General features: G+C 70.5%; 19 protein-coding genes. 4 read left to right on the top strand and 15 right to left on the bottom strand.

The genetic code is table 11. The features are described 5' to 3' along the window. Positions 1–103 precede the first annotated feature (103 nt). Both KWI83_RS07500 and KWI83_RS07495 read left to right on the top strand, forming a co-directional pair. Complete coding sequence (locus tag KWI83_RS07500) at positions 104–919, top strand: peptidylprolyl isomerase (RefSeq protein WP_218513485.1); 816 nt, start codon at positions 104–106, stop codon at positions 917–919. 138 nt (positions 920–1057) lie between these two features. Next, positions 1058–2287, top strand: a complete 1230-nt coding sequence (locus tag KWI83_RS07495) for a DUF349 domain-containing protein (RefSeq protein WP_218513484.1) — start codon at positions 1058–1060, stop codon at positions 2285–2287. A gap of 63 nt (positions 2288–2350) precedes the next feature. Here the strand turns inward: KWI83_RS07495 and KWI83_RS07490 are convergent, their stop codons facing one another. The 15 genes from KWI83_RS07490 to pgsA form a co-directional block, all read right to left on the bottom strand. Next, positions 2351–4936 (bottom strand): bifunctional (p)ppGpp synthetase/guanosine-3',5'-bis(diphosphate) 3'-pyrophosphohydrolase, encoded by a 2586-nt coding sequence (locus tag KWI83_RS07490; protein WP_218513483.1) that lies wholly within the window; start codon positions 4934–4936, stop codon positions 2351–2353. A 217-nt stretch (positions 4937–5153) separates the two neighbouring features. Beyond that, the gene (locus tag KWI83_RS07485; RefSeq protein ID WP_218513482.1) at positions 5154–5693 is read right to left on the bottom strand and encodes an adenine phosphoribosyltransferase; all 540 of its coding nucleotides are present in this window, start codon (positions 5691–5693) and stop codon (positions 5154–5156) included. Further along, positions 5690–6805: a protein translocase subunit SecF gene (gene secF, locus KWI83_RS07480; RefSeq protein WP_218513481.1), complete on the bottom strand. Its 1116-nt coding sequence runs from the start codon at positions 6803–6805 to the stop codon at positions 5690–5692. The genes KWI83_RS07485 and secF overlap by 4 nt, the downstream gene beginning before the upstream one ends. A 1-nt stretch (position 6806) precedes the next feature. Then, positions 6807–8576: a protein translocase subunit SecD gene (gene secD / locus KWI83_RS07475; protein WP_218513480.1), complete on the bottom strand. Its 1770-nt coding sequence runs from the start codon at positions 8574–8576 to the stop codon at positions 6807–6809. A 131-nt stretch (positions 8577–8707) separates the two neighbouring features. Further along, complete coding sequence (yajC, locus tag KWI83_RS07470; RefSeq protein WP_308121996.1) at positions 8708–9196, bottom strand: preprotein translocase subunit YajC; 489 nt, start codon at positions 9194–9196, stop codon at positions 8708–8710. A 174-nt stretch (positions 9197–9370) separates the two neighbouring features. Next, a complete protein-coding gene (ruvB, locus tag KWI83_RS07465) occupies positions 9371–10441 on the bottom strand; it encodes a Holliday junction branch migration DNA helicase RuvB (RefSeq protein ID WP_218513478.1) in 1071 nt (356 codons plus the stop codon). 280 nt (positions 10442–10721) lie between these two features. Continuing rightward, the gene (ruvA, locus tag KWI83_RS07460) at positions 10722–11327 is read right to left on the bottom strand and encodes a Holliday junction branch migration protein RuvA (protein WP_218513477.1); all 606 of its coding nucleotides are present in this window, start codon (positions 11325–11327) and stop codon (positions 10722–10724) included. Further along, the gene (gene ruvC, locus KWI83_RS07455; protein ID WP_218513476.1) at positions 11324–11869 is read right to left on the bottom strand and encodes a crossover junction endodeoxyribonuclease RuvC; all 546 of its coding nucleotides are present in this window, start codon (positions 11867–11869) and stop codon (positions 11324–11326) included. The genes ruvA and ruvC overlap by 4 nt, the downstream gene beginning before the upstream one ends. 127 nt (positions 11870–11996) lie before the next feature. Further along, entirely contained in the window at positions 11997–12749 is a 753-nt protein-coding gene (locus KWI83_RS07450) for a YebC/PmpR family DNA-binding transcriptional regulator (protein ID WP_218513475.1), read from the bottom strand. Between the two features lie 49 nt (positions 12750–12798). Continuing rightward, a complete protein-coding gene (gene pdxT / locus KWI83_RS07445; protein ID WP_218513474.1) occupies positions 12799–13410 on the bottom strand; it encodes a pyridoxal 5'-phosphate synthase glutaminase subunit PdxT in 612 nt (203 codons plus the stop codon). A 7-nt stretch (positions 13411–13417) separates the two neighbouring features. Continuing rightward, positions 13418–14329: a pyridoxal 5'-phosphate synthase lyase subunit PdxS gene (pdxS, locus tag KWI83_RS07440; RefSeq protein ID WP_218513473.1), complete on the bottom strand. Its 912-nt coding sequence runs from the start codon at positions 14327–14329 to the stop codon at positions 13418–13420. 140 nt (positions 14330–14469) lie between these two features. Next, complete coding sequence (locus KWI83_RS07435; protein WP_218513472.1) at positions 14470–15012, bottom strand: hypothetical protein; 543 nt, start codon at positions 15010–15012, stop codon at positions 14470–14472. A gap of 40 nt (positions 15013–15052) precedes the next feature. Further along, complete coding sequence (locus tag KWI83_RS07430) at positions 15053–16216, bottom strand: glycosyltransferase family 4 protein (protein WP_218513471.1); 1164 nt, start codon at positions 16214–16216, stop codon at positions 15053–15055. Next, positions 16213–17121, bottom strand: coding sequence for a phosphatidylinositol mannoside acyltransferase (locus KWI83_RS07425; RefSeq protein ID WP_218513470.1), 909 nt, complete (start codon positions 17119–17121; stop codon positions 16213–16215). The genes KWI83_RS07430 and KWI83_RS07425 overlap by 4 nt, the downstream gene beginning before the upstream one ends. After that, positions 17118–17858 carry a phosphatidylinositol phosphate synthase gene (gene pgsA, locus KWI83_RS07420; RefSeq protein WP_218513469.1) on the bottom strand — a complete coding sequence of 247 codons (741 nt, stop codon included), beginning with the start codon at positions 17856–17858 and terminating at the stop codon, positions 17118–17120. The genes KWI83_RS07425 and pgsA overlap by 4 nt, the downstream gene beginning before the upstream one ends. 215 nt (positions 17859–18073) lie before the next feature. Between pgsA and KWI83_RS07415 the strand changes: the two genes are divergently transcribed. Both KWI83_RS07415 and KWI83_RS07410 read left to right on the top strand, forming a co-directional pair. Then, on the top strand, positions 18074–20272 hold the full coding sequence (locus KWI83_RS07415) for an elongation factor G-like protein EF-G2 (RefSeq protein ID WP_218513468.1): 2199 nt from the start codon (positions 18074–18076) through the stop codon (positions 20270–20272). A gap of 216 nt (positions 20273–20488) precedes the next feature. Further along, a complete protein-coding gene (locus tag KWI83_RS07410; RefSeq protein WP_218513467.1) occupies positions 20489–22150 on the top strand; it encodes a hypothetical protein in 1662 nt (553 codons plus the stop codon). Positions 22151–22167 lie beyond the last annotated feature (17 nt).

The raw sequence follows: 22167 nt of genomic DNA, 5'->3' as shown, positions 1-22167 counted from the left end.
ATTCCTCAGCGAACCCATATACGGTACGGGGCACACGCAGGCGGTCGGCACACAGCACGCACGCGTACCGGTCGACGTACGAGACGCATGAGGAGTAAATCCGGTGGTCAGCCAGGAACAGCGGCGGCGGCAGCTCGCCCGGGAGAAGTTCTTGCGGCAGCAGCAGCGGCGCACCGACGCCCGGCGCAAGGCGCGCATGCGCAACGCCGTGATCGCTTCGGCGCTCGGCGTGGTCCTGATCGGCAGCCTCGCGCTGTACACGACCGGCGTACTCAAGGACGACGACAAGACCAACGCGGGCGCCGAGGTCACGCAGAGCGCCTCGCCGTCCAAGGCGCCGGACCCGTGCGACAAGCCGGCCGCCGGCAAGGTCAAGTCGGAGACCTGGAAGAAGGAGCCGGCGATGACCATCGACAAGTCGGCCGACTACACGATGAAGCTGGCGACGACCTGCGGTGACATAGACATCGCGCTGAAGGCGTCGGCAGCCCCGCACACGGTGAACTCGTTCAACTTCCTGGCCGGCAAGGGCTACTTCGACCACACCACGTGCCACCGGCTGACCACCAACGGCATCTACGTGCTCCAGTGCGGCGACCCGACGGGCAGCGGCAGCGGCGGTCCCGGGTACACGATTCCGGACGAGAACCTGAAGGACAAGAGCCTCAAGGACAACATCTACCCCGCGGGCACCGTCGCGATGGCGAACACCGGTCAGCCGGGCTCCGGCGGCAGCCAGTTCTTCCTCGTCTACCAGGACAGTCAGCTGCCGCCCAGCTACACACCGTTCGGTACCGTTTCCGAGGCCGGTATGACGGTTCTGAAGAAGATCGCCGACGCGGGTGAGAGCACGGGCGCCGGTGACGGGGCACCCAACGCGACGGTCGTGATCAACAAGGCAACCGTCACGAAATCCTGACCGCCCAACTGCGAAATTTCGGTCGCGCGGGATGCGGACAGGCAACCCGCCGGTCGCCTATGTTGGCCGTGACGAAACTGTGGACGATGCCCGGGGGAGCTTGACGGCCCCCCGCAGGCATCATGTGGAGGAGGCGCTGTGAGCAGCGACCCGTGGGGCCGCGTCGACGAGACGGGGACCGTGTACGTGCGTACGGCCGACGGCGAGAAGGTCGTCGGTTCCTGGCAGGCCGGCTCCCCCGAGGAAGCGTTGGCCTATTTCGAGCGCAAGTACGAGGGCCTGGTTGTCGAGATCGGCCTCCTCGAGAAGCGAGTGCAGACCACCGACCTGTCGGCGAAGGACGCGATGGCGGCCATCGACCATCTGCGCGAGCAGGTCGACGCGCACCACGCCGTCGGCGATCTGGACGCGCTGCGGGCCCGGCTGGACAAGCTCGTCCAGACCGTCGAGGCGCGCCGCGAGGAGCGCAAGGCCCAGCGGGCACGGCAGACCGACGAGGCCCGGCACGCCAAGGAGGCGCTGGTCGCCGAGGCGGAGCAGCTGGCCCAGTCCGACCAGTGGCGGGCGGCCGGCGAGCGGCTGCGGGCCCTGGTGGACACCTGGAAGGGGCTGCCGCGGCTGGACCGCAAGTCGGACGACGAGCTCTGGCACCGCTTCTCACACGCCCGATCGGCGTTCTCCAAGCGCCGCAAGGCGCACTTCGCGCAGCTGGACGCGCAGCGCGAGGAGGCCCGCAAGACCAAGGAGCGGCTGGTCGCCGAGGCCGAGGAGCTGTCGAGCTCGACGGACTGGGGTCCGACGGCCGCGCGCTACCGCGAGCTGATGGCGGAGTGGAAGGCCGCGGGGCGCGCCCAGCGCGAGCACGAGGACGATCTGTGGAACCGCTTCCGCGGCGCCCAGGACGTCTTCTTCGCCGCCCGCAGCTCGGTCTTCGCCGAGCGGGACGCGGAGCAGGCGGAGAACCTCAAGCTCAAGGAGGAGCTGGCCGAGGAGGCCGAGAAGATCCTCCCCGTGACCGACCTGAAGGCCGCGCGGGCCGCCTTCCGCACGATCAACGAGCGCTGGGAGGCCATCGGCCATGTGCCGCGCGACGCCCGGCCGAAGGTCGAGGGCCGGATGCACGCCGTGGAGCGGGCCATCCAGGAGGCCGAGGAGACCGAGTGGCGCCGGACGAACCCGGAGGCACGCGCGCGTGCCGAGGGTCTGACCGGCCAGCTCCAGGCCGCGGTCGACAAGCTCAAGAAGCAGATCGAGCAGGCGCGCGCCCAGGGCAACAACGCCAAGGCCGACAAGCTCGAAAAGGAGCTGGAGGGCCGCCAGGCGCTGCTGGACCAGGCTCTGAAGGGTCTGCAGGAGTTCGGCGGCTGAGGTCGCGCAGGTGAGAGGGGCCCGTACCTCGCGAGGTACGGGCCCTTCTCGTCGTATGCGGTCCTACGACCGGCTGCGCGCCGACGTCACCCGGTACACGTCGTAGACGCCCTCGACACCCCGGACCGCCTTCAGGACGTGGCCGAGATGCTTCGGGTCGCCCATCTCGAAGGTGAAGCGGGAGGTGGCGACGCGGTCGCGGGAGGTCTGGACGGCCGCGGAGAGGATGTTGACGTGCTGGTCGGACAGCACGCGCGTGACGTCCGACAGCAGCCGGGAGCGGTCCAGGGCCTCGACCTGGATGGCGACCAGGAAGACCGAGGACTGGGTGGGCGCCCACTCGACGTCGAGGATGCGCTCGGGCTCGCGGGACAGTGACTCCACGTTCACACAGTCGCTGCGGTGAACCGATACGCCGCTACCGCGTGTGACGAAACCGATGATCGGGTCGCCGGGGACGGGCGTGCAGCAGCGGGCCAGCTTGACCCACACGTCCTCGACGCCCTTGACGACCACGCCCGGGTCGGCGCTGGTGCGGCGTTTGCGGCCGCGTCCGCGCGACGGCGGCACGCTCTCGTCGATCTCCTCGGTGGCCGCCTCCTCGCCGCCGAAGGCCTGGACGAGCTTCTGCACGACGTTCTGCGCGGAGACATGCCCCTCGCCGATCGCCGCGTACAGCGCGGAGATGTCCGGGTAGCGCATCTCGTGCGCGAGCGTGACGAGGGAGTCGCCGGTGAGGATGCGCTGGATCGGCAGGTTCTGCTTGCGCATGGCGCGGACGATGGCGTCCTTGCCCTGCTCGATCGCCTCGTCCCGGCGCTCCTTGGAGAACCACGCCCGGATCTTGTTGCGGGCGCGCGGCGACTTCACAAAGCCGAGCCAGTCGCGGGAGGGGCCCGCGCCGGGCGCCTTGGAGGTGAAGACCTCCACCAGGTCGCCGTTGTCCAGGGTGGATTCGAGCGGTACGAGCCGGCCGTTGACCCGCGCCCCTATGGTGCGGTGACCGACCTCGGTGTGGACGGCGTACGCGAAGTCCACGGGAGTGGCACCCGCCGGGAGCGCGATGACGTCGCCCTTGGGGGTGAAGACGAAGACCTCGTTGCGGGAGAGGTCGAAGCGCAGCGACTCCAGGAACTCGCTGGGGTCCTCGGTCTCCTTCTGCCAGTCCAGGAGCTGCCGCAGCCACGCCATGTCGTTGATGGCGGCCGCGTCCTTTCCGGCCTTGCCGGCCGGTGCCTTCGGCGCGTCGGTGCGGACCTTGGAGGCGCCGGCGACGGCCTCCTGCTTGTACTTCCAGTGCGCGGCGATGCCGTACTCGGCGCGGCGGTGCATGTCGAACGTACGGATCTGGAGTTCGACCGGCTTGCCGTTGGGGCCGATCACCGTCGTGTGCAGCGACTGGTACATGTTGAACTTGGGCATCGCGATGTAGTCCTTGAACCGGCCGGGGACCGGATTCCATCGCGCGTGCACGGTGCCGAGGGCGGCGTAACAGTCGCGTACGGTGTCGACGAGTACCCGAATGCCCACCAGGTCGTAGATCTCCGCGAAGTCACGGCCGCGGACGATCATCTTCTGGTAAACGCTGTAGTAGTGCTTCGGGCGGCCGGTGACCGTCGCCTTGATGCGGGCGGCACGCAGGTCCTGCTGGACCTCGTCGGTCACTATGGCCAGATACTCGTCACGCTTCGGTGCCCGCTCGGCCACCAGTCGTACGATCTCGTCGTACATCTTGGGGTAGAGGATCGCGAAGGCGAGGTCCTCCAGTTCCCACTTGATGGTGTTCATGCCGAGGCGGTGGGCGAGCGGCGCGTAGATCTCCAGGGTCTCGCGCGCCTTCTTCTCCTGCTTCTCACGCTTGAGGTAGCGCATGGTGCGCATGTTGTGCAGGCGGTCGGCGAGCTTGATGACCAGGACGCGCGGGTCCTTGGCCATGGCGACGACCATCTTGCGCACGGTCTCGGCCTGCGCGGCCTCGCCGAACTTGACCTTGTCCAGCTTGGTGACGCCGTCGACCAGCAGGGCGACCACGTCGCCGAAGTCGCGGCGCAGGTCCTCCAGGCCGTACTCGGTGTCCTCGACGGTGTCGTGCAGCAGGCCCGCCATCAGGGTGGCCGGATCCATGCCCAGCTCGGCGAGGATCGTGGTCACCGCGAGGGGGTGCGTGATGTACGGGTCGCCGCTCTTGCGCTTCTGGCCGCGGTGCCAGCGCTCGGCGACCTGGTACGCCTTCTCGATCTGGCGCAGCGTCGACGTCTCGATCTTGGGGTCGTTGCTGCGGACTATCCGCAGCAGGGGCTCCAGGACCGGGTTGTACGGGTTGGCGCGCTGGACGCCGAGGCGGGCCAGGCGGGCGCGGACGCGGTTGGAGGAGCCGGAGCGGGGCGTCTGGGGCGTCGCGGCGGGCCGGATCGGGGGCTTGGGCGCGATGGGGGTCCCCCCTGGACCGGAGCTTGTCGAAGGCCCTTGGGGGAGCTCGGGAGGGGTCGGCTTGGGACGCGACTGCTCGGCGGCGTTCGCGACGGGAGCGGACTGGGCGTGCTCGACCGACCCGCGCGTGTCGTTCTTGGCGTGCTGCGCGGGCTTTGCCGCGGGGTCCGAGGCGCGCTCGGGCTTGGCGGCGGTCAGGTGCTGGGCCTCGTCTGGCAAGAGGGCTCCTCGTGCGCGATCCGGGTCCCCCGGTCAGGCTCCGGAGACCCCATGGTAGCGATCCTGAGCTCCAGGATCGCCTTCAGGCCGAAGTGAGGGCCGTCTACCCGAGCAACGCCTGAGACGGCCACCGGATTCCTCGGCCCCACCCGTATGCGAAGCAGCGGAGGCGCCCCTGCGGTGGTGAGGGGCGCCTCCACAGGCAGGATGCTGTCCGTCAGACCGTGAGCAGGGCCTCCAGCGGGGCCCCGGCCAGAGCCGGTTCCAGGCGGGTACGGCCGTTCAGGAAGGCGAGTTCCATCAGCACGGCCAGGCCTGCGATCTCGGCGCCGGCCCGGCGGATGAGCTCCAGGGAGGCCTCCGCCGTGCCGCCGGTGGCGAGGACGTCGTCGACGACCAGGACACGGTCGCGCTCGGTGAGGTCCTCGGCGTGCACCTCGATCTCCGCCGAGCCGTACTCCAGGTCGTACGCCTGGCGCAGCGTCGCTCCGGGGAGCTTGCCCGCCTTGCGCACGGGGACGAAGCCGACGCCGGCCCGCACGGCGACCGGGGCGCCGAGGATGAAGCCGCGGGCCTCCAGGCCGACGACCTTCGTGGCGCCGGTGTGCTCCACGGTCTCGGCCAGCGCGTCCGTCAGCGCGGTGAACGCCGCGGGGTCCGCCAGGAGCGGGGTGATGTCCTTGAACATCACGCCCGGCTCGGGGTAGTCAGCCACGTCACGGATACGGCTGAGCAGCAGCTCCCTGATGTCGGTCATCGGCGCTTCCCCGAGGGTCGGCCGCGGCCGCGCGTGCGGGACGCGGGCTGGTTGCGCGGCCCGACGACTGCGGGAGCGGCGTCCTCCGGCTCGTCGGCGAGCGGCTCGCCCACGCCGTCGACGGCCATCGTCTCGCCCTGGTCGGCGCTCTGGGCCCGCTTGGCGAGGACCCGCTTCCTCAGCGCCTTCAACTGCGGCTCGCGCTCCTTGAGGTCGGCGACGAGCGGCGTGGCGATGAAGATCGAGGAGTACGCACCCGCGGCGAGGCCGACGAACAGCGACAGCGAGATGTCGTTGAGCATGCCGGCGCCGAGCACACCGCCACCGATGAACAGCAGGCCCGCCACCGGCAGCAGCGCGACCACCGTGGTGTTGACCGAGCGGACCAGCGTGCTGTTGATGGAGCGGTTGGCGATGTCGCTGTAGGTCCAGCGGGTCTGCTTGGTGATGTCCTTGGTCTGTTCCTTGAGGCTGTCGAAGACGACGACCGTGTCGTACAGCGAGTAACCGAGGATCGTCAGCAGACCGATCACCGTGCCCGGTGTGACTTCGAAGCCCACGAGGGCGTAGATGCCGACCGTGATGGTGATGTCGTGGATCAGGGCGACGAACGCGGCGATCGCCATACGCCATTCGAAGGCGATCGCCAGATAGATCACGACAAGGACCAGGAAGATCCCAAGACCCTGCCAGGCCTTGTTGGCGATCTGCTCGCCCCAGCTGGGGCCGACCAGTTCGGCGTTGATCTTCTCGGCGTCGACCTTCATGTCCTCGGCCAGCGCCGCGTTGATCCGGTCCGCCTGGCCCGTGTCGATGCCCGCGATCTGGATGCGGAGGCTGCCGTTGCCGAGCTGCTGGACGATCGCGTCGTGCCCGGAGGCCTCCTCCGCGTACTCCTCGGCCTGGGAGACCGAGACGGACGTCTTCGGGGTGGTGAAGACGGCACCGCCCTGGAACTCGATGCCCATGTGCAGGCCGCGCACCGCCAGGCCGACGATGGCCGTGATGGTGATCAGGATGGAGATGCCGTACCAGATCTTGCGGTTCTTGACGAAGTCGTAGCCGACCTCGCCGTGGTGCAGTCGGGCGCCGAGCTTGCCGAGCTTCGACATCTCACGCCTCCTTCGTTTCGACGGGGGCGACGGGACGGCGGGTGCGGCGCAGCGGCGGCTTGGCACCCAGGCTCTTCGGGTCGAGGCCGGACCACTTGTGGCCGCTCGCGAAGAAGTCGCGGCGGGACATCAGGGTCAGCAGCGGCTTGGTGAAGAGGAACACCACGACCACGTCGAGCAGGGTGGTCAGGCCGAGCGTGAAGGCGAAGCCCTGGACCTTGCCGACGGTGACGATGAAGAGCACCGCGGCGGCGAGGAACGAAACGAAGTCGGAGACCAGGATGGTGCGCCGGGCGCGCGGCCAGGCCCGCTCGACGGCGGGGCGCAGCGAGCGGCCCTCGCGGATCTCGTCCCGGACCCGTTCGAAGTACACGATGAACGAGTCCGCCGTGATGCCGATGGCGACGATGGCACCGCAGACGGCCGGCAGGTTCAGCGCGAAGCCGATGGCCGGGCCGAGCAGCGACATGATCGTGTACGTGAGGGCGGCGGAGACGAGCAGCGACAGGATCGCGATGAACGACAGGCCGCGGTAGTAGACCAGCAGGTAGAGCACGACCAGGGCGAGACCGATGGCGCCCGCGATCAGACCGGCCTGCAGCTGGTCGCCGCCGAGCGCCGCGGTCACCGTGGTGACGCTCTCCTCGCGGAAGGTCAGCGGCAGGGCGCCGTACGACAGCATGTTGGCGAGGCCCTGGGCCTCCTCCTGCGTGAAGCTGCCGGAGATCTCGGCGTTGCCGCCGGTGATCGACTGGTTGACGTAGGGGCTGGAGACGACCTCGCCGTCGAGGACGATGCCGAACTGGTTCTGCGGGGACGGGTTCTGCGCGAGCTTGCCGGTGATGTCGGCGAACTTCTTGCCACCGGCGTCGGTGAAGTCCATCTGGACCTTCCAGCCGGCGCCGCTCTGGGTGTCGTAGACGGCCTGGGCGTCGTCGACGTCGGTGCCGTCGACGGCGGCCGGGCCGAGCAGGTACTTGTACCAGACGCCCTGGATCTGGCCGCAGCCCACGGTGGAGTCGGTCGGCTTGGCGCCCTCACCGGTGGTGGCGCGGACGTCCTGCTTGCTGCAGTCCAGCGCCGCGTACTCCGCCTGGAGCTTGCTGTCGGCGTCGCCGGTGGCGCCGCCGGTGGCCGACGGGGAGGGGCTGGGAGAGCCGGAGCCGGTCGCCGAGGGGGTGGGGTCGTCCTTCAGGGCGTCCGTGACGGCACGGCCCTGGGTGGTGGCGGTGGCCGAGGGGGTGGCGCTCTGGCTCGCGGAGTCCGAGGCGGAGGGGCTCGCCGAGCCGGTGGCCTTGTCCTTGTCGCCGGAGGGGGCGCTGGAGGAGGCGCTGGGCGAGGGGTTCGGCGTGGCGCTGCCGGCGGAGGGCTCGGTGGCCAGGACCGGGCGGAAGTAGAGCTTGGCGGTGGTGCCGACCTGTTCCCGGGCCTGCTGTGAGTTGGTGCCCTTGGGAATGTTGACGATGATGTTGCGATCGCCCTGCGTCTGGACCTCGGCCTCCGAGACACCCAGACCGTTGACGCGGCGCTCCATGATGTCGACCGCGGTCTTCATGTTGGTCGGGTTGATCGCGGCCTCGTTGCCGTCCTCGGGAACAGCCCCGAGCGTGATGCTCGTACCACCGGCCAGGTCGATGCCGAGACGCGGAGTGGTGTGTCCGGAGGCGAACATTCCCCCGGTGAGCGCCACGATGGCGATCAGAATCAGGACCAGCGAGCGCCATGGCTTGCTCTGAGCGCTCGCGCTCCGGCCCTTTTTAGGTGCTGCCACCTTCTCGTACTCCCTCTCGGGCCGCCTCACTCCGGGTCAGCGGGCGGGCGGCCATGACATGGTGTCGGGATCCCGTGCGGGATGCGCCCGTCCCGGGCACGCGAGCCCGGCCCGCGCGCACCGGGACATGACTACTTCGCCTCGGCGTCACCGTCGGTCTTCTTCGGCTCCTCGCCCTTCCTCGCCTCGGCGGCGGCGGGCTCCTCGTCCGCGTCCTTCTTGCCGAGGTCGACGGACTTCTCGTCGGAGGGGGCGGCGTCGACGGGCTCGTCGGTCTCGGTGAGGGAGGAGGCGTCGTCGGGGACGGTGTCCGCGTCGGCCTTCAGGTCGTGCTCGATGCCGTGCACGATGCGGTTGTACTCGTCGTCGGAGAGCACCGCGCCGATGGAGTTCTTGGCGAAGAGCAGCTCGACGCCCGGGCCGGCGTCGAGGAGGACCGTGTCCTCGTTGACCTCCTTGACCGTTGCGTACATGCCCCCGATGGTGCGGACTCCGGAACCGGGCTGCATCTGGTTCCGCATGTCGACGGCGGCCTGCTGCTTCTTCTTGGCCGAGCGGGTCATCAGGATCATGGCCCCGATGAGCACGATGAACGGGAGGAGGGTCACGAGGCTATTCACGGGACGGTTTCCTTCGCACGACCGCGCAGGTGGGCGGCCTGTTGGATGGGGGTATGTCAGCCGCCGAGGAAGGCGGCATCGGCGGAGTCTAAGCGAGTCCGCGCGCATGGAACAACGCTCAGCATGGCACCCGGGTTCCTGGTCCGGCCAATGCCCTCGCCGTCATGCCTGCCGTCACGTCCCGAACAGGTCCTGTTGTCCGTTTCCCGCGGCGGCCGAGCGGGGCGGGGTGAGGCCGAGATGCGCCCAGGCGGCGGGCGTGGCGACCCGGCCGCGCGGGGTGCGGGCGAGCAGGCCCTCCCGTACGAGGAACGGCTCGGCGACCTCTTCCACCGTTTCGCGCTCCTCCCCCACCGCCACGGCGAGTGTGGACAGACCGACCGGTCCGCCGCCGAAGAGCTTCAGCAGCGCTTCGAGCACGCCGCGGTCGAGGCGGTCCAGGCCACGGGCGTCGACCTCGTAGACCTTGAGCGCCGCCGCCGCGATGTCGCGCGTGATGAACCCGTCCGCCTTGACCTGCGCATAGTCCCGGACGCGGCGCAGCAGCCGGTTGGCGATCCGGGGCGTGCCCCGGGAGCGACCGGCGATCTCGGCGGCTCCGTCGGTGTCGATCTCGACGTCGAGCAGGTTCGCCGAGCGGTGGATGACGCGCTCCAGCTCGGCGGGCTCGTAGAACTCCATGTGCGCGGTGAAGCCGAAGCGGTCGCGCAGCGGGGGCGGCAGCAGGCCCGCGCGCGTGGTGGCGCCGACCAGGGTGAACGGGGGCAGCTCCAGGGGGATGGCGGTGGCGCCGGGGCCCTTGCCGACGATGACGTCGACGCGGAAGTCCTCCATCGCCATGTACAGCATCTCCTCGGCGGGCCGGGACATGCGGTGGATCTCGTCGAGGAAGAGGACCTCGCCCTCCTGGAGGGAGGAGAGGATCGCGGCGAGATCGCCCGCGTGCTGGATGGCGGGGCCGGACGTGATGCGGATCGGGGCGCCCATCTCGGCCGCGATGATCATGGAGAGGGTGGTCTTGCCGAGGCCGGGGGCGCCGGAGAGCAGCACGTGGTCGGCGGTGGCGCCCCGCGCGCGTGCGGCGCGCAGGACGAGGTCGAGTTGCTCGCGGACCTTCTCCTGGCCGATGAACTCGCCCAGGTCCTTGGGCCGCAGCGCGGCCTCGACGGCCTGGTCCTCACGGTCGGCGGACGCACCGACGAGCCGCTCGGGGGCGGGGGTGTCGGTCGAGTCGTCCCAGTTCATGGAGTGTGCCTCGGGGGTTGCGGTCGGATGGGTCGTCGGGGGCGGTTTCAGGCCGTTTTCGCGGTCGTGGGCCCGTTTCCGCGTTGCGGGCCGTTTCCGCGGTCGCGGCCATTTCCGCGATCGCGGGCCATTTCCGCGGTCGCGGGCCGTTTCAGCCTTGCGGGCCCGATTTCAGCGTCGCAGGCCATTCAGCGTCGCAGGCCGATTCAGCGTTGCAGGCCGCTTCAGCGTCGCACGCCATTTCAGCGTTGCAGGCCGCTTCAGACGCGGGCCCGCCGCTTCAGCGCGCTCTGTTCAGCGTCTGCAGGGCCGCCTTCAGCAACTGGCCCACCTGGGGCGTGCCCCCGGCGGCCTCGGCCTGGGGCGCGACCGCGGTGACCGCCTCGTCGGCCTCGCGGGTGGCGTATCCCAGGCCGATCAGGGCGGCGTGCAACTGGTCGCGCCAGCCGGTGCTGACCGGTGCGCCGACCGCGGGGGCGCCGATCGGCTCGCCCAGCCGGTCCTTCAGCTCCAGCAGCAGCTTCTGCGCGCCCTTCTTGCCGATGCCGGGGACGGCGGTGAGCGCCTTCTCGTCGCCCGTCGCGACGGCGCGACGCAGCGCGTCCGGGGGGTGCACGGCGAGCATGGCCTGGGCGAGCCGGGGGCCGACCCCGCTCGCGGTCTGGAGCAGCTCGAAGACCTGCCGCTCGTCGTCGTCCGCGAAGCCGTACAGCGTCAGGGAGTCCTCCCGTACGACGAGGGAGGTGGCGAGCTTGGCGGGGCGGCCGACACGGAGCGTCGAGAGCGTGTTGGGCGTGCACTGGACGGCCATGCCGACACCGCCGACCTCGACCACCGCGGCGTCGGGAGCGAGTGCGGCGACCGTGCCGCTGACGAAGGCGATCATGCCGTACGGCCTTTCGATGCGGTTGCTTGTGCGGTGTGCAGGGCGACGGCCTGCCGGAGGCGGTTCTGGGCGGGGGCGCGCCAGATGTGGCAGATGGCGAGCGCGAGGGCGTCGGCGGCGTCGGCCGGTTTCGGCGGTGCGTCTAGCCGCAGCAGCCGGGTGACCATGGCGCCGACCTGTGCTTTGTCGGCGCGTCCGGTGCCGGTGACGGCGGCCTTGACCTCGCTGGGGGTGTGCAGGGCGACGGGGATGCCACGGCGGGCCGCGCAGAGCATGGCGACGGCGCTGGCCTGGGCCGTGCCCATCACCGTACGGACGTTGTGCTGGCTGAACACCCGCTCCACGGCGACGGATTCGGGCCGGTGCTCGTCGAGCCACTGCTCGATGCCCTGCTCGATCGCGACCAGGCGGCGGCCGAGGTCCGTGTCGACGGGCGTACGGACGACGCCGACGCCGAGCATCGTGAGCGGCCGCCCGGGAACCCCCTCGACGACACCGACGCCGCACCGGGTCAGCCCTGGGTCCACCCCCAGTACGCGCACGCGCCCCTCCCTTCGATCGCCTGTTTGTGCAGGCTATCGGGTGCCACCGACAACGCCCCGTACAACGCCCGGCAAAGCGACGGGCCGACGGGGTGTCCCGTCGGCCCGTGGCGCTCGTGCGAGGGCGTTACGCCCCGACCTTCTCCATGATCTCGTCGCTCACGTCGAAGTTGGCGAAGACGTTCTGCACGTCGTCGCTGTCCTCCAACGCGTCGATCAGCTTGAAGATCTTCTTCGCGCCCTCCTCGTCCAGTTCGACCTGGACGGACGGCACGAAGTTGGCCTCGGCGGAGTCGTAGTCGATGCCGGCGTCCTGCAGGGCCGTGCGGACCGCGACCAGGTCGGTGGCCTCGCTGATGACCTCGAAGTTCTCGCCGAGGTCGTTGACCTCTTCGGCACCCGCGTCCAGGACGGCCATGAGGACCTCGTCCTCGGTCAGCTCGCCCTTGGGGACGATGACGACGCCCTTGCGGTTGAACAGGTACGACACCGAGCCCGGGTCGGCCATGGAGCCGCCGTTGCGGGTCATGGCGACGCGGACCTCGGAGGCGGCGCGGTTGCGGTTGTCGGTGAGGCACTCGATGAGCACCGCGACGCCGTTCGGGCCGTAGCCCTCGTACATGATCGTCTCGTAGTCGGCGCCGCCGGCCTCCAGGCCCGCGCCGCGCTTGACGGCGGAGTCGATGTTCTTGTTCGGGACCGAGCTCTTCTTGGCCTTCTGGATGGCGTCGTAGAGGGTCGGGTTACCGTCGGGGTCGGCGCCGCCCATGCGGGCCGCGACCTCGATGTTCTTGATCAGCTTCGCGAAGAGCTTGCCGCGCTTGGCATCGATCACGGCCTTCTTGTGCTTCGTCGTGGCCCATTTAGAGTGGCCGGACATCTGCCTGTCTCCTTCGCGTAACCCATCTCTGCAACGAACGCCAGAGATCCTACAAGGACTCGGCTGTCCGGTTCGCGCGCACTATGTCCACGAACAGGCTGTGCACGCGGTGGTCGCCGGTCAGTTCCGGGTGGAACGACGTGGCGAGCGCGTTGCCCTGGCGGACCGCGACGATGTGGCCGTCGTGCTCGGCGAGCACCTCGGCCCGGGCGCCGACGGACTCGACCCAGGGGGCGCGGATGAAGACGCCTTCCACGGGGTCGCCCGTGATGCCCTTGACGTCGACCGCCGCCTCGAAGGACTCGTTCTGCCGCCCGAAGGCGTTGCGGCGCACGATCATGTCGATGCCGCCGACGGTCTCCTGGCCCGAGCGCGGGTCGAGGATCTTGTCGGCGAGCATGATCATGCCCGCGCAGGTGCCGTAGACGGGCATACCGTCCCGCACGCGCGCGCGGAGGGGCTCCATCACGCCGAACAGGATGGCCAGCTTGGAGATGGTGGTGGACTCGCCGCCGGGGATGACGAGGCCGTCGACCTCGGCGAGTTCCTCGGGGCGCCGCACCGGCCTGGCCACGGCGTCGGCCGCGGCCAGGGCAATGAGGTGCTCCCGTACGTCGCCCTGGAGGGCCAGGACGCCAATGACAGGGGCTTCGTTGCTCATGGCGTGATTACCAGCCGCGGTTGGCGTAGCGCTCGGTCTCGGGGAGGGTGTCGCAGTTGATGCCGACCATGGCCTCGCCGAGGTTGCGGGACGCGTCGGCGATGATCTTCGGGTCGTCGTAGAAGGTGGTGGCCTTCACGATGGCGGCGGCGCGCTTGGCCGGATCGCCGGACTTGAAGATGCCGGAGCCGACGAAGACGCCCTCGGCGCCGAGCTGGCGCATCAGGGCGGCGTCGGCGGGGGTGGCCACGCCACCGGCGGAGAACAGCACGACCGGCAGCTTGCCCAGTTCGGCGACCTCCTTGACCAGCTCGTACGGGGCGCGCAGCTCCTTGGCGGCGGCGTACAGCTCGTGGTTGTCGTAGCCGCGCAGGCGGGCGATCTCGTTCTTGATCTGGCGCAGGTGGCGGACGGCCTCGACGACGTTGCCGGTGCCCGCCTCGCCCTTGGAGCGGATCATGGCCGCGCCCTCGGCGATCCGGCGCAGGGCCTCACCGAGGTTGGTGGCACCGCAGACGAACGGGGTGGTGAAGGCCCACTTGTCGGAGTGGTTGACCTCGTCGGCGGGGGTGAGGACCTCGGACTCGTCGATGTAGTCGACGCCGAGCGACTGCAGGACCTGGGCCTCGACGAAGTGGCCGATGCGGGACTTGGCCATGACCGGGATCGACACGGCGTTGATGATGCCCTCGATCATGTCCGGGTCGGACATCCGGGCCACGCCGCCGTCCTTGCGGATGTCGGCCGGGACCCGCTCCAGGGCCATGACGGCGACGGCGCCCGCGTCCTCGGCGATCTTCGCCTGCTCCGGCGTGACGACGTCCATGATCACGCCACCCTTGAGCTGCTCGGCCATGCCGCGCTTCACGCGGGCGGTGCCGGTCTCGGGGGCCTGGTTCTCGGAGAGCGTGCTGGACACGGGTGACCTCGCTGAAGTGAAAGAGGGTTTCTGCAAACACCGAGGAAACGTGAGGTGTGCAGGCCACAGCAAGGGCCAATGTGAAGCCGGTGGATCGTTTTTCCGGTACGGCGGGCCAGACAGCTCTGTGAGTACGGCGGCTACGCGGCCCGGTCCACCAGGGCCGTCGGCGGCTCGTCGTCCATCTCGAAGGCCAGCGGGAAGGGGGCGTGACCGGCCAGCCGGAACCAGCGCACCTTGCGGTGTTCGCGCAGCCTGCGGGCCGCCCCCACCGCGTCGTTGTGGAAGCGCCGGGCCATCGGCACCCGGCGGACCGCCTCGGTCAGCTCCCGGGCCGCCGCCTCTCCCCCGGGCGCCTCCCGGACCGCCTCGACCTGCTGCGGGTCGGCGAACACCGCGCGCAGGGCCTGGCTCAGCTCGCTCTCGGCGACCTCCCGCTGCTCCTCCTCGGCCTGCCGGGCGGCGTGGGCCGCCTCGTACAGGACGATCGAGGCGGCCGGGTCGAGCACCCCGGAGGTGGCCAGTTCCTGCGCCACGGAGGCGCGGCGCAGCAGCTGGGCGTCCAGGGCGGCACGAGTGGCGTCGATCCGGACGTGCAGCCGGTCCAGTCGGCCCGCCGTCCAGCTCAGGTACACGCCGATGGCGATGAGGGCGACGAGGATCCAGATGAGGGTTGCGGTCACGGGCGGCAAGGCTACCGGGGTGTCACTCGGGTGGGATCAGTCAGTCGCGGGCCAGTCCGAACCGGCCCCACAGTCCGACGGAACGGTCGTCGGCAGCGACCGCTGTGGTGCCGTCCGTCACCGTCTCGTAGACCGACAGGATGTCCGCGCCGACGGTCGACCAGTCGAACCGGCGGACGTGCGCGCTGCCCCGCTCGCGCAGCTCCTCCCGGCGCTTGGGATCGCCCAGCAGCCGCAGCGCCGCCTCGGCCAGCGCGTCCGCGTCCTCGTTGGCGAACAGCTCCCCCGCCGCGCCGTGGTCGAGGACCTGGGCGAAGGCGTCCAGGTCGGAGGCGAGCACGGGCGCGCCCGCCGACATCGCCTCCACCAGGATGATCCCGAAGCTCTCGCCGCCGGTGTTGGGCGCCACGTACAGGTCGACGCTGCGCAGGAAGCGGGCCTTGTCCTCGTCGCTGACCATGCCGAGGAACTCCACCCGGGAGCGCAGCTCGGCGGGCAGCGACTCCACCGCCTGCCGCTCGTCGCCGCGGCCCGCGACCAGCAGCCGTGTCCGCGGCCGCTCGGCGAGGATCCTGGGCAGCGCCCGCATCAGCACCGGCAGGCCCTTGCGGGGCTCGTCGATGCGGCCGACGAAGCCGATGGTGTCCCCGTGCCAGGCGGGGTTGGGCTCGGCCTTGGCGAAGAAGTCGACGTCGACGCCGTTGGGGATCACCACGGCGTCCCCGCCGAGGTGTTCGACCAGTGTGCGGCGGGCGTACTCGCTGACCGCGATCCGGGCGCTGATCTTCTCCAGCGCCGCCTGCAGGATCGCGTACGCGGCGATCATCGCGCGCGAGCGGGGGTTGGAGGTGTGGAAGGTGGCGACGATCGGACCCTGCGCGGCCCAGCAGGTCAGCAGGCCCAGCGACGGGGACGCCGGTTCATGGATGTGGATCACGTCGAAGGCGCCGTCGTGCAGCCAGCGGCGTACCCGTGCGGCCGACAGGAAGCCGAAGTTGAGCCGGGCCACCGAGCCGTTGTAGGGCACCGGGACCGCGCGGCCGGCCGAGACGACGTACGGCGGGAGCGGGGTGTCGTCGTCGGCGGGGGCGAGGACGGACACCTCGTGCCCGAGGCGGATGAAGTACTCGGCCAGGTCCCGGATGTGGAATTGGACGCCCCCTGGCACGTCCCAGGAGTACGGGCAGACGATGCCGATCCTCACGGAGTCCCCTTCGCGGGGTCGAGGTCCTCGAGCCACAACCGCTGCAGCATGTGCCAGTCCTCCGGATGGTCGGCGATCCCCGAGGCGAAGGCGTCCGCCAGCGCCTGTGTCATGACAGACGTCTTCTCGGCCCGGGTACCTGACTGAGGTACCTCGATCGGGGGATGCACGCGGCCCCGCATGACGGGTGAGTCGTCGTACCAGAGCGTCGCCGGCAGCAGCAGGGCGCCGGTCTGCTGGGCCAGCAGGGCCGGTCCGGCCGGCATCCGCGCGGTGTCGCCGAAGAACTGCACCTCGACGCCGGAGGCGGACAGATCCCGGTCGGCGACCAGGCAGACCAGGCCGCCGTCACGCAGCCGCCGGGCCAGGGTGCCGAAGGCGGAGCCGCCGTTGTGCGGCAGGACCTCCATGCCGAGGCCCGCGCGGTAGGCGACGAAACGGTCGTACAGCGTCTCCGGCTTCAGGCGCTCGGCGACCGTGGTGAAGGGGATGCCCAGCTCGGTGGTGGCCCAGGCGCCGGCCAGGTCCCAGTTGGCCAGGTGCGGAAGCGCCAGTACCACGCCCTTGCCGGAGGCCAGGCCGTCGGTCAGGAAGTGCAGGTCCTTGGGGTCGAAGCCGCTCTTGACGCGTTCGGCGCTCCAGGCCGGGAGCCGGAAGGACTCCATCCAGTAGCGCAGGTACGAGCGCATGCCCGCGCGCGTGAGCTCGGCCAGGCGCTCCGGGGTGGCGTCGGGCACCACGCGCGCGTAGTTGCTCTCCAGCCGCCGTACGCCCTTGCCGCGCTGTTTCCAGGCCACGTCGGCCACGGTGTTCCCGAGCCGTGCGGCCACCGGCTCGGGGAGCTTCTTCACCGTGCTCCAGCCCAGGCCGTACAGGGCGTCCGTCAGCGTGTCCCGAGCGCTCATTTCGCCGTCTCCCTCCCCTGAGAGGCATTGTCGGCGTTCTCGCGCTCCGCCGCCTCCGCCTCGGCGGACTCCCGGCGGACCGTGACGACCCGCTGGATCAGCGTGATCAGGCTGCCCACGGCGACCAGCCACAGGGCGATCGGCAGCAGCACGTCGATGCCTGGCACGCCGAACGCGTGCAGGCCCGCGAGCCCGGCCGCGACCAGCGAGATCACCAGGCGCTCGGCGCGCTCGACCAGCCCGTTCACGGCGACCGGCAGGCCGATCGACTCGCCGCGCGCCTTGGTGTACGACACCACCTGGCCGCTGACCAGGCAGAAGATCGAGACGGCGCACAGGACGAGGTCGTCGCCGCCACCGGCGTACCACAGGGCGAAGCCGCCGAAGATGGCGCCGTCGGCGACCCGGTCCAGGGTGGAGTCCAGGAAGGCGCCCCAGCGGCTGGAGCGGCCCAGCTGGCGGGCCATGTTGCCGTCGACGAGATCGGAGAAGACGAACAGCGTGATGACGACCGTGCCCCAGAAGAACTCGCCCCGGGGGTAGAAGGCCAGTGCGCCCCCCATCACGCCTGCGGTGCCGATCAGCGTGACCGTGTCGGGGCTCACGCCCCGGCGGATCAGAAACGCGGCGAACGGTGTGAGGACACGCGTGAAGAATGCACGCGCGTACTTGTTCAGCATGGCCTTCCCGAGGGTCGCTGGCGCCGCGCGGCCCCTGCTGGCCGTCGGCTGGCCCATCGTAGCCACGCGCGCGTGCGGGTGACCGCCCGGCACCCGCGGCTCCTCGGGCGGTCCGCAACCGACGCCGGTTGGCGCCTTCGCGTCCTTTGTATGGACGCACCGTGACGAGAGTGGAAAGCTCGAAGAATCGCGGGCGTCGCCGGAGCCGCCCAGCACGCGGGTCCCGCGTGTCCGCGCCCACAGTGACCTCACCGTGCACGGGAGGCAGGATCATGGGCGACAAGGCCAACGCACACCCCGGAGCCGCCGGCAGGGCAGTGGCGGCCGACCACCCCACGTCCGTACGGAATGTGGTGCTGGTCGGCCACTCCGGAGCGGGCAAGACCACATTGGTAGAAGCCCTCGCACTGACCGCTGGGGCGGTGAACCGGGCGGGCCGCGTGGAGGACGGCGGCACCGTCTCCGACTACGACGAGATCGAGCACCGGCAGCAGCGCTCGGTGCAGCTCTCCCTGGTGCCGGTCGAGTGGAACGGCATCAAGGTCAACCTTCTCGACACCCCCGGATACGCCGACTTCGTCGGGGAACTGCGGGCCGGTCTGCGAGCGGCGGACGCGGCCCTTTTCGTCGTCTCGGCCTCGGACGGGGTGGACGGCTCGACCCGCATGGTGTGGGAGGAGTGCGCGGCCGTCGGCATGCCGCGCGCCATCGTCGTCACGCACCTGGAGGCCGCCCGCGCGGACTTCGAGGAGATGACGCGGATCTGCGCGGACGCCTTCGGAGCCGACGACCCCGACGCCGTACTGCCGCTCTACCTGCCGCTGCGCGGCCCGCAGGCACCGGACGGGCACGCGCCCGTGACCGGGCTGATCGGGCTGCTGACGCAGCAGCTGTTCGACTACTCGACCGGCGAGCGCAAGGAGTCCGAGCCGGGCGAGGACCAGCTGCCGCTGATCGAGGAGGCCCGCAACCGGCTGATCGAGGGGATCATCTCGGAGAGCGAGGACGAGACCCTCATGGACCGCTACCTCGGCGGTGAGCGGATCGACGTCAAGACGCTCGTGGAGGACCTGGAGCGGGCTGTCGCGCGCGGGACGTTCTTCCCCGTCCTGGCCGCCGCGCCCGCCGCCGACGGCGCCCGGCAGGGCCTCGGCACGGTCGAGCTGCTGGAGCTGATCACCGGCGGGTTCCCGACCCCGCTGGAGCACGACCAGCCCCGGGTCACCACCATCGACGGCAGGCCGCGCGAGCTGAAGCCCTGCGACCCCGACGGGCCGCTGGTCGCGGAGGTCGTGCGGACCTCGTCCGACCCGTACGTCGGCCGCGTCTCGCTCGTACGCGTCTTCTCCGGGACCCTGCGCCCGGACGTGACCGTGCACGTCTCCGGGCACGGACTGTCCGACCGGGGCCACGAGGACCACGACGTCGACGAACGCGTCGGCGCCCTGTCCACGCCGTTCGGCAAACAGCAGCGCCCGGTGTCGCACTGCGTCGCCGGTGATCTCGCCTGCGTGGCGAAGCTGAACCGCGCGGAGACCGGCGACACCCTCTCCGCCAAGGACGACCCGCTCCTGATGGAGCCCTGGGACATGCCCGACCCGCTGCTGCCGCTCGCCATCCAGGCGCACAGCAAACCGGACGAGGACAAGCTCTCCCAGGGCCTGGCCCGGCTGGTCGCCGAGGACCCGACCATGCGGCTGGAACAGAACCAGGACACCCACCAGGTGGTCCTGTGGTGCCTGGGCGAGGCCCACGCGGACGTCGCCCTGGAACGGCTGCGCAGCCGGTACGGCGTCCAGGTCGACGTCGTACCGCACAAGGTCTCCCTGCGGGAGACGTTCGCGCACAAGTCGGCGGGACGCGGGCGGCACGTCAAGCAGTCCGGCGGGCACGGGCAGTACGCCATCTGCGAGATCGAGGTGGAGCCGCTGCCCGGCGGCTCGGGCATCGAGTTCGTCGACAAGGTCGTCGGCGGCGCGGTGCCACGGCAGTTCATCCCGTCGGTGGAGAAGGGCGTCCGCGCGCAGGCCGCCAAGGGCGTCGCCGCGGGATACCCGCTCGTCGACGTACGGGTCACGCTGCTGGACGGCAAGGCGCACTCCGTGGACTCCTCGGACGCCGCGTTCCAGACGGCGGGCGCGCTCGCGCTGCGGGAGGCCGCGGCCGACGCGAGGATCCATCTGCTGGAGCCGGTGGCCGAGGTGAGCGTGCTGGTCGGCGACGACTACGTGGGCGCCGTGATGAGCGACCTGTCCGGGCGGCGCGGCCGGGTGCTGGGCACCGAGCAGACGGCCGGCGGGCGCACTGTCGTACGCGCCGAGGTGCCCGAGATCGAGATCGGGCGGTACGCCGTCGATCTGCGCTCGCTGTCGCACGGGACCGCGCGGTTCAGCCGGCGCTACGCGCGGCACGAGCCGATGCCCCCTCAAGTCGCCGAGCGGGTGCGGAAACAGGAGCAGGAAGCGTCCTAGGAGGCGCGCAAGAGGCGTGCGTGGCCGCGCGGTTGCGATCGGGCGCACGCGCGCGGCCTGTACGAGGCGGTTGTCTCCGGGTCGGCGGGCGGCTTCGGCCGTCCGCCGACGCATGTCGGTGCCTGCGGATACGCTGATGACCTGATCAACAGGTGTGCGGAGCACGGAAGTCGGGAAGAGCCGCAGGAGCGACAGTGGCGGCGATCGGGGGCGGGAATGACCGTTGACAGCGGTTACGCGGACATCTTCGGGCCGCAGGTGCCGCGCACGGGCGACGAGGGACAGACGGCGACGTTCGCGCTGGCCTCGGCGGCCTACCGGGACAACGAGGTCGAGGAGATACTCAAGGCGAACAGCGAGTGGCACGAGTCGACCGTGAAGCCGGGCCAGAAGTGGGCGAGGATCTTCCGGCCCAACCTCGGTGAGGCGTTCTCCCGGGCGGTGGTCGACCGTATGCTCGGCGCCGGCCGGGCACCGCTGATCCAGTCCTTCGGTGCGGAGCCCCAGGTCGTCGTCGAGCACTGTCTCGCGGCCAACCGCATCCGCCGGGAGCGCGACAATCTGCTCACGATCGTCATGGTCCTGTGCGGTCTGCTCTTCCTGCCCGGGCTGCTGGTCTGGCTGCTGGTCTTCACCCTGCGCACGACCATCGCCCGGCGCGAGGACAGACGGGCCTCGACGCTCGCGACCACGCTGCTCGTCGCGGTGGGCGCGCTGGCGGTGATCTTCCTGATCCGGATGCCGTTCACCGGCTTCTGGGCCTGGTACGCGCGCGCGGCGGTGGTCATGCCGGTGATCGGCTGGTTCTGGGCCAAGCTGATCTGCGAGCGCACCGCGAAGGACCTGCGGGAGCGCTGGGACAGCCTGCTCGCGGGCAGCAGCGTCGGCGCGAAGGTGCCCGAGGCGGTGCCGAGCAACCCCGGCGAGACCGCCGCCGAGCAGCTGCGCCAGGCCCTCGCCCGGCTCAGCGCCGAGCAGCAGTCCAACTCCGTCTTCTACGCCGGGCCCAAGGGCATACTCGGCATGGGCACCCGCTGGGGCAGCTGGCAGCTCGCGGAGGACCTCGCCCGGGCCGATCCCGACCGGGAGATCCACCCGTTCCGCAGCTGGGACGTCATACGGTCCATCCACGACCAGTTGCGCATGCTGGAGCGCGGCCCGCTGAACACGGGCGGCTTCCCCAAGCCCTCGATACGGCACTGGATCGTGACGCCCATCGGCGAGAACGCGAAGGAGGTGTCCCGGCCGGAGGGCACGGACGTCGAGGCGTACCAGGTCAAGTCGCACGCCATACAGGACATCTGCAACAAGCAGCAGTTCGGCAGCGGCGACCGGCACTACCTGGGCGTGCAGTGGACGCTCTGGGACGGTCAGCTCGTGATCACCATGCTGATCACCGTGACCGTGCTCTACGAGACGCTGCGCATCGAGGTCACCGGCCACGCCCTGGGTCCCGTGCACCCGCTCTTCACCACCAAGCCGGCGGCGAAGGAGAAGTCGGTGCAGAAGTCCCTGAAGCGGTGGGAGACACGGACGGTGAAGCTGCCGCTGGTCGACGCCGACGAGGTGGTACGGCTGGCCGCCCGGGCCCCGCTGACCTGGTACCCGCCGCTGCTGAACTGGCTCGGCGGCTCGCTGGCCCTGCCCGAGCCGTTCGGCCTGCGGCACGCCTGGGCCGCCAAGCCGTGGCGGCACCGGTTCATGGCCGACGACGCGCTGCGCGCCGCCACGCCGGTGCTCCGGGTGGTCCACTCGGCGGCGATCCGGGTGCTTCAGGAGAACGGCGTGGACACCGAGAAGTTCGGTACGCGCTCGGCGTTCCTCAGCACGGCGGTGCAGGACCCCACGCCGCGCAAGGCGGATCTGTACGACGCGTAGGCCCACGGCTGCGGGCG

It is taken from the genome of Streptomyces sp. TRM70350 (genome assembly GCF_019219825.1).
Taxonomy (GTDB): domain Bacteria; phylum Actinomycetota; class Actinomycetes; order Streptomycetales; family Streptomycetaceae; genus Streptomyces.
Note: the sequence above shows the minus strand (reverse complement) of the source record. Positions and strands in the feature narration are given on the sequence as shown.

Coding starts and splice junctions, on each gene's coding strand:
- KWI83_RS07485 (WP_218513482.1), bottom strand. CDS start 5,693: ATGACCGACATCAGGGAGCTGCTGCTCAGCCGTATCCGTGACGTGGCT.
- secF (WP_218513481.1), bottom strand. CDS start 6,805: ATGTCGAAGCTCGGCAAGCTCGGCGCCCGACTGCACCACGGCGAGGTC.
- ruvB (WP_218513478.1), bottom strand. CDS start 10,441: ATGAACTGGGACGACTCGACCGACACCCCCGCCCCCGAGCGGCTCGTC.
- ruvA (WP_218513477.1), bottom strand. CDS start 11,327: ATGATCGCCTTCGTCAGCGGCACGGTCGCCGCACTCGCTCCCGACGCC.
- KWI83_RS07450 (WP_218513475.1), bottom strand. CDS start 12,749: ATGTCCGGCCACTCTAAATGGGCCACGACGAAGCACAAGAAGGCCGTG.
- pdxT (WP_218513474.1), bottom strand. CDS start 13,410: ATGAGCAACGAAGCCCCTGTCATTGGCGTCCTGGCCCTCCAGGGCGAC.
- KWI83_RS07425 (WP_218513470.1), bottom strand. CDS start 17,121: ATGAGCGCTCGGGACACGCTGACGGACGCCCTGTACGGCCTGGGCTGG.
- pgsA (WP_218513469.1), bottom strand. CDS start 17,858: ATGGGCCAGCCGACGGCCAGCAGGGGCCGCGCGGCGCCAGCGACCCTC.
- KWI83_RS07415 (WP_218513468.1), top strand. CDS start 18,074: ATGGGCGACAAGGCCAACGCACACCCCGGAGCCGCCGGCAGGGCAGTG.
- KWI83_RS07410 (WP_218513467.1), top strand. CDS start 20,489: ATGACCGTTGACAGCGGTTACGCGGACATCTTCGGGCCGCAGGTGCCG.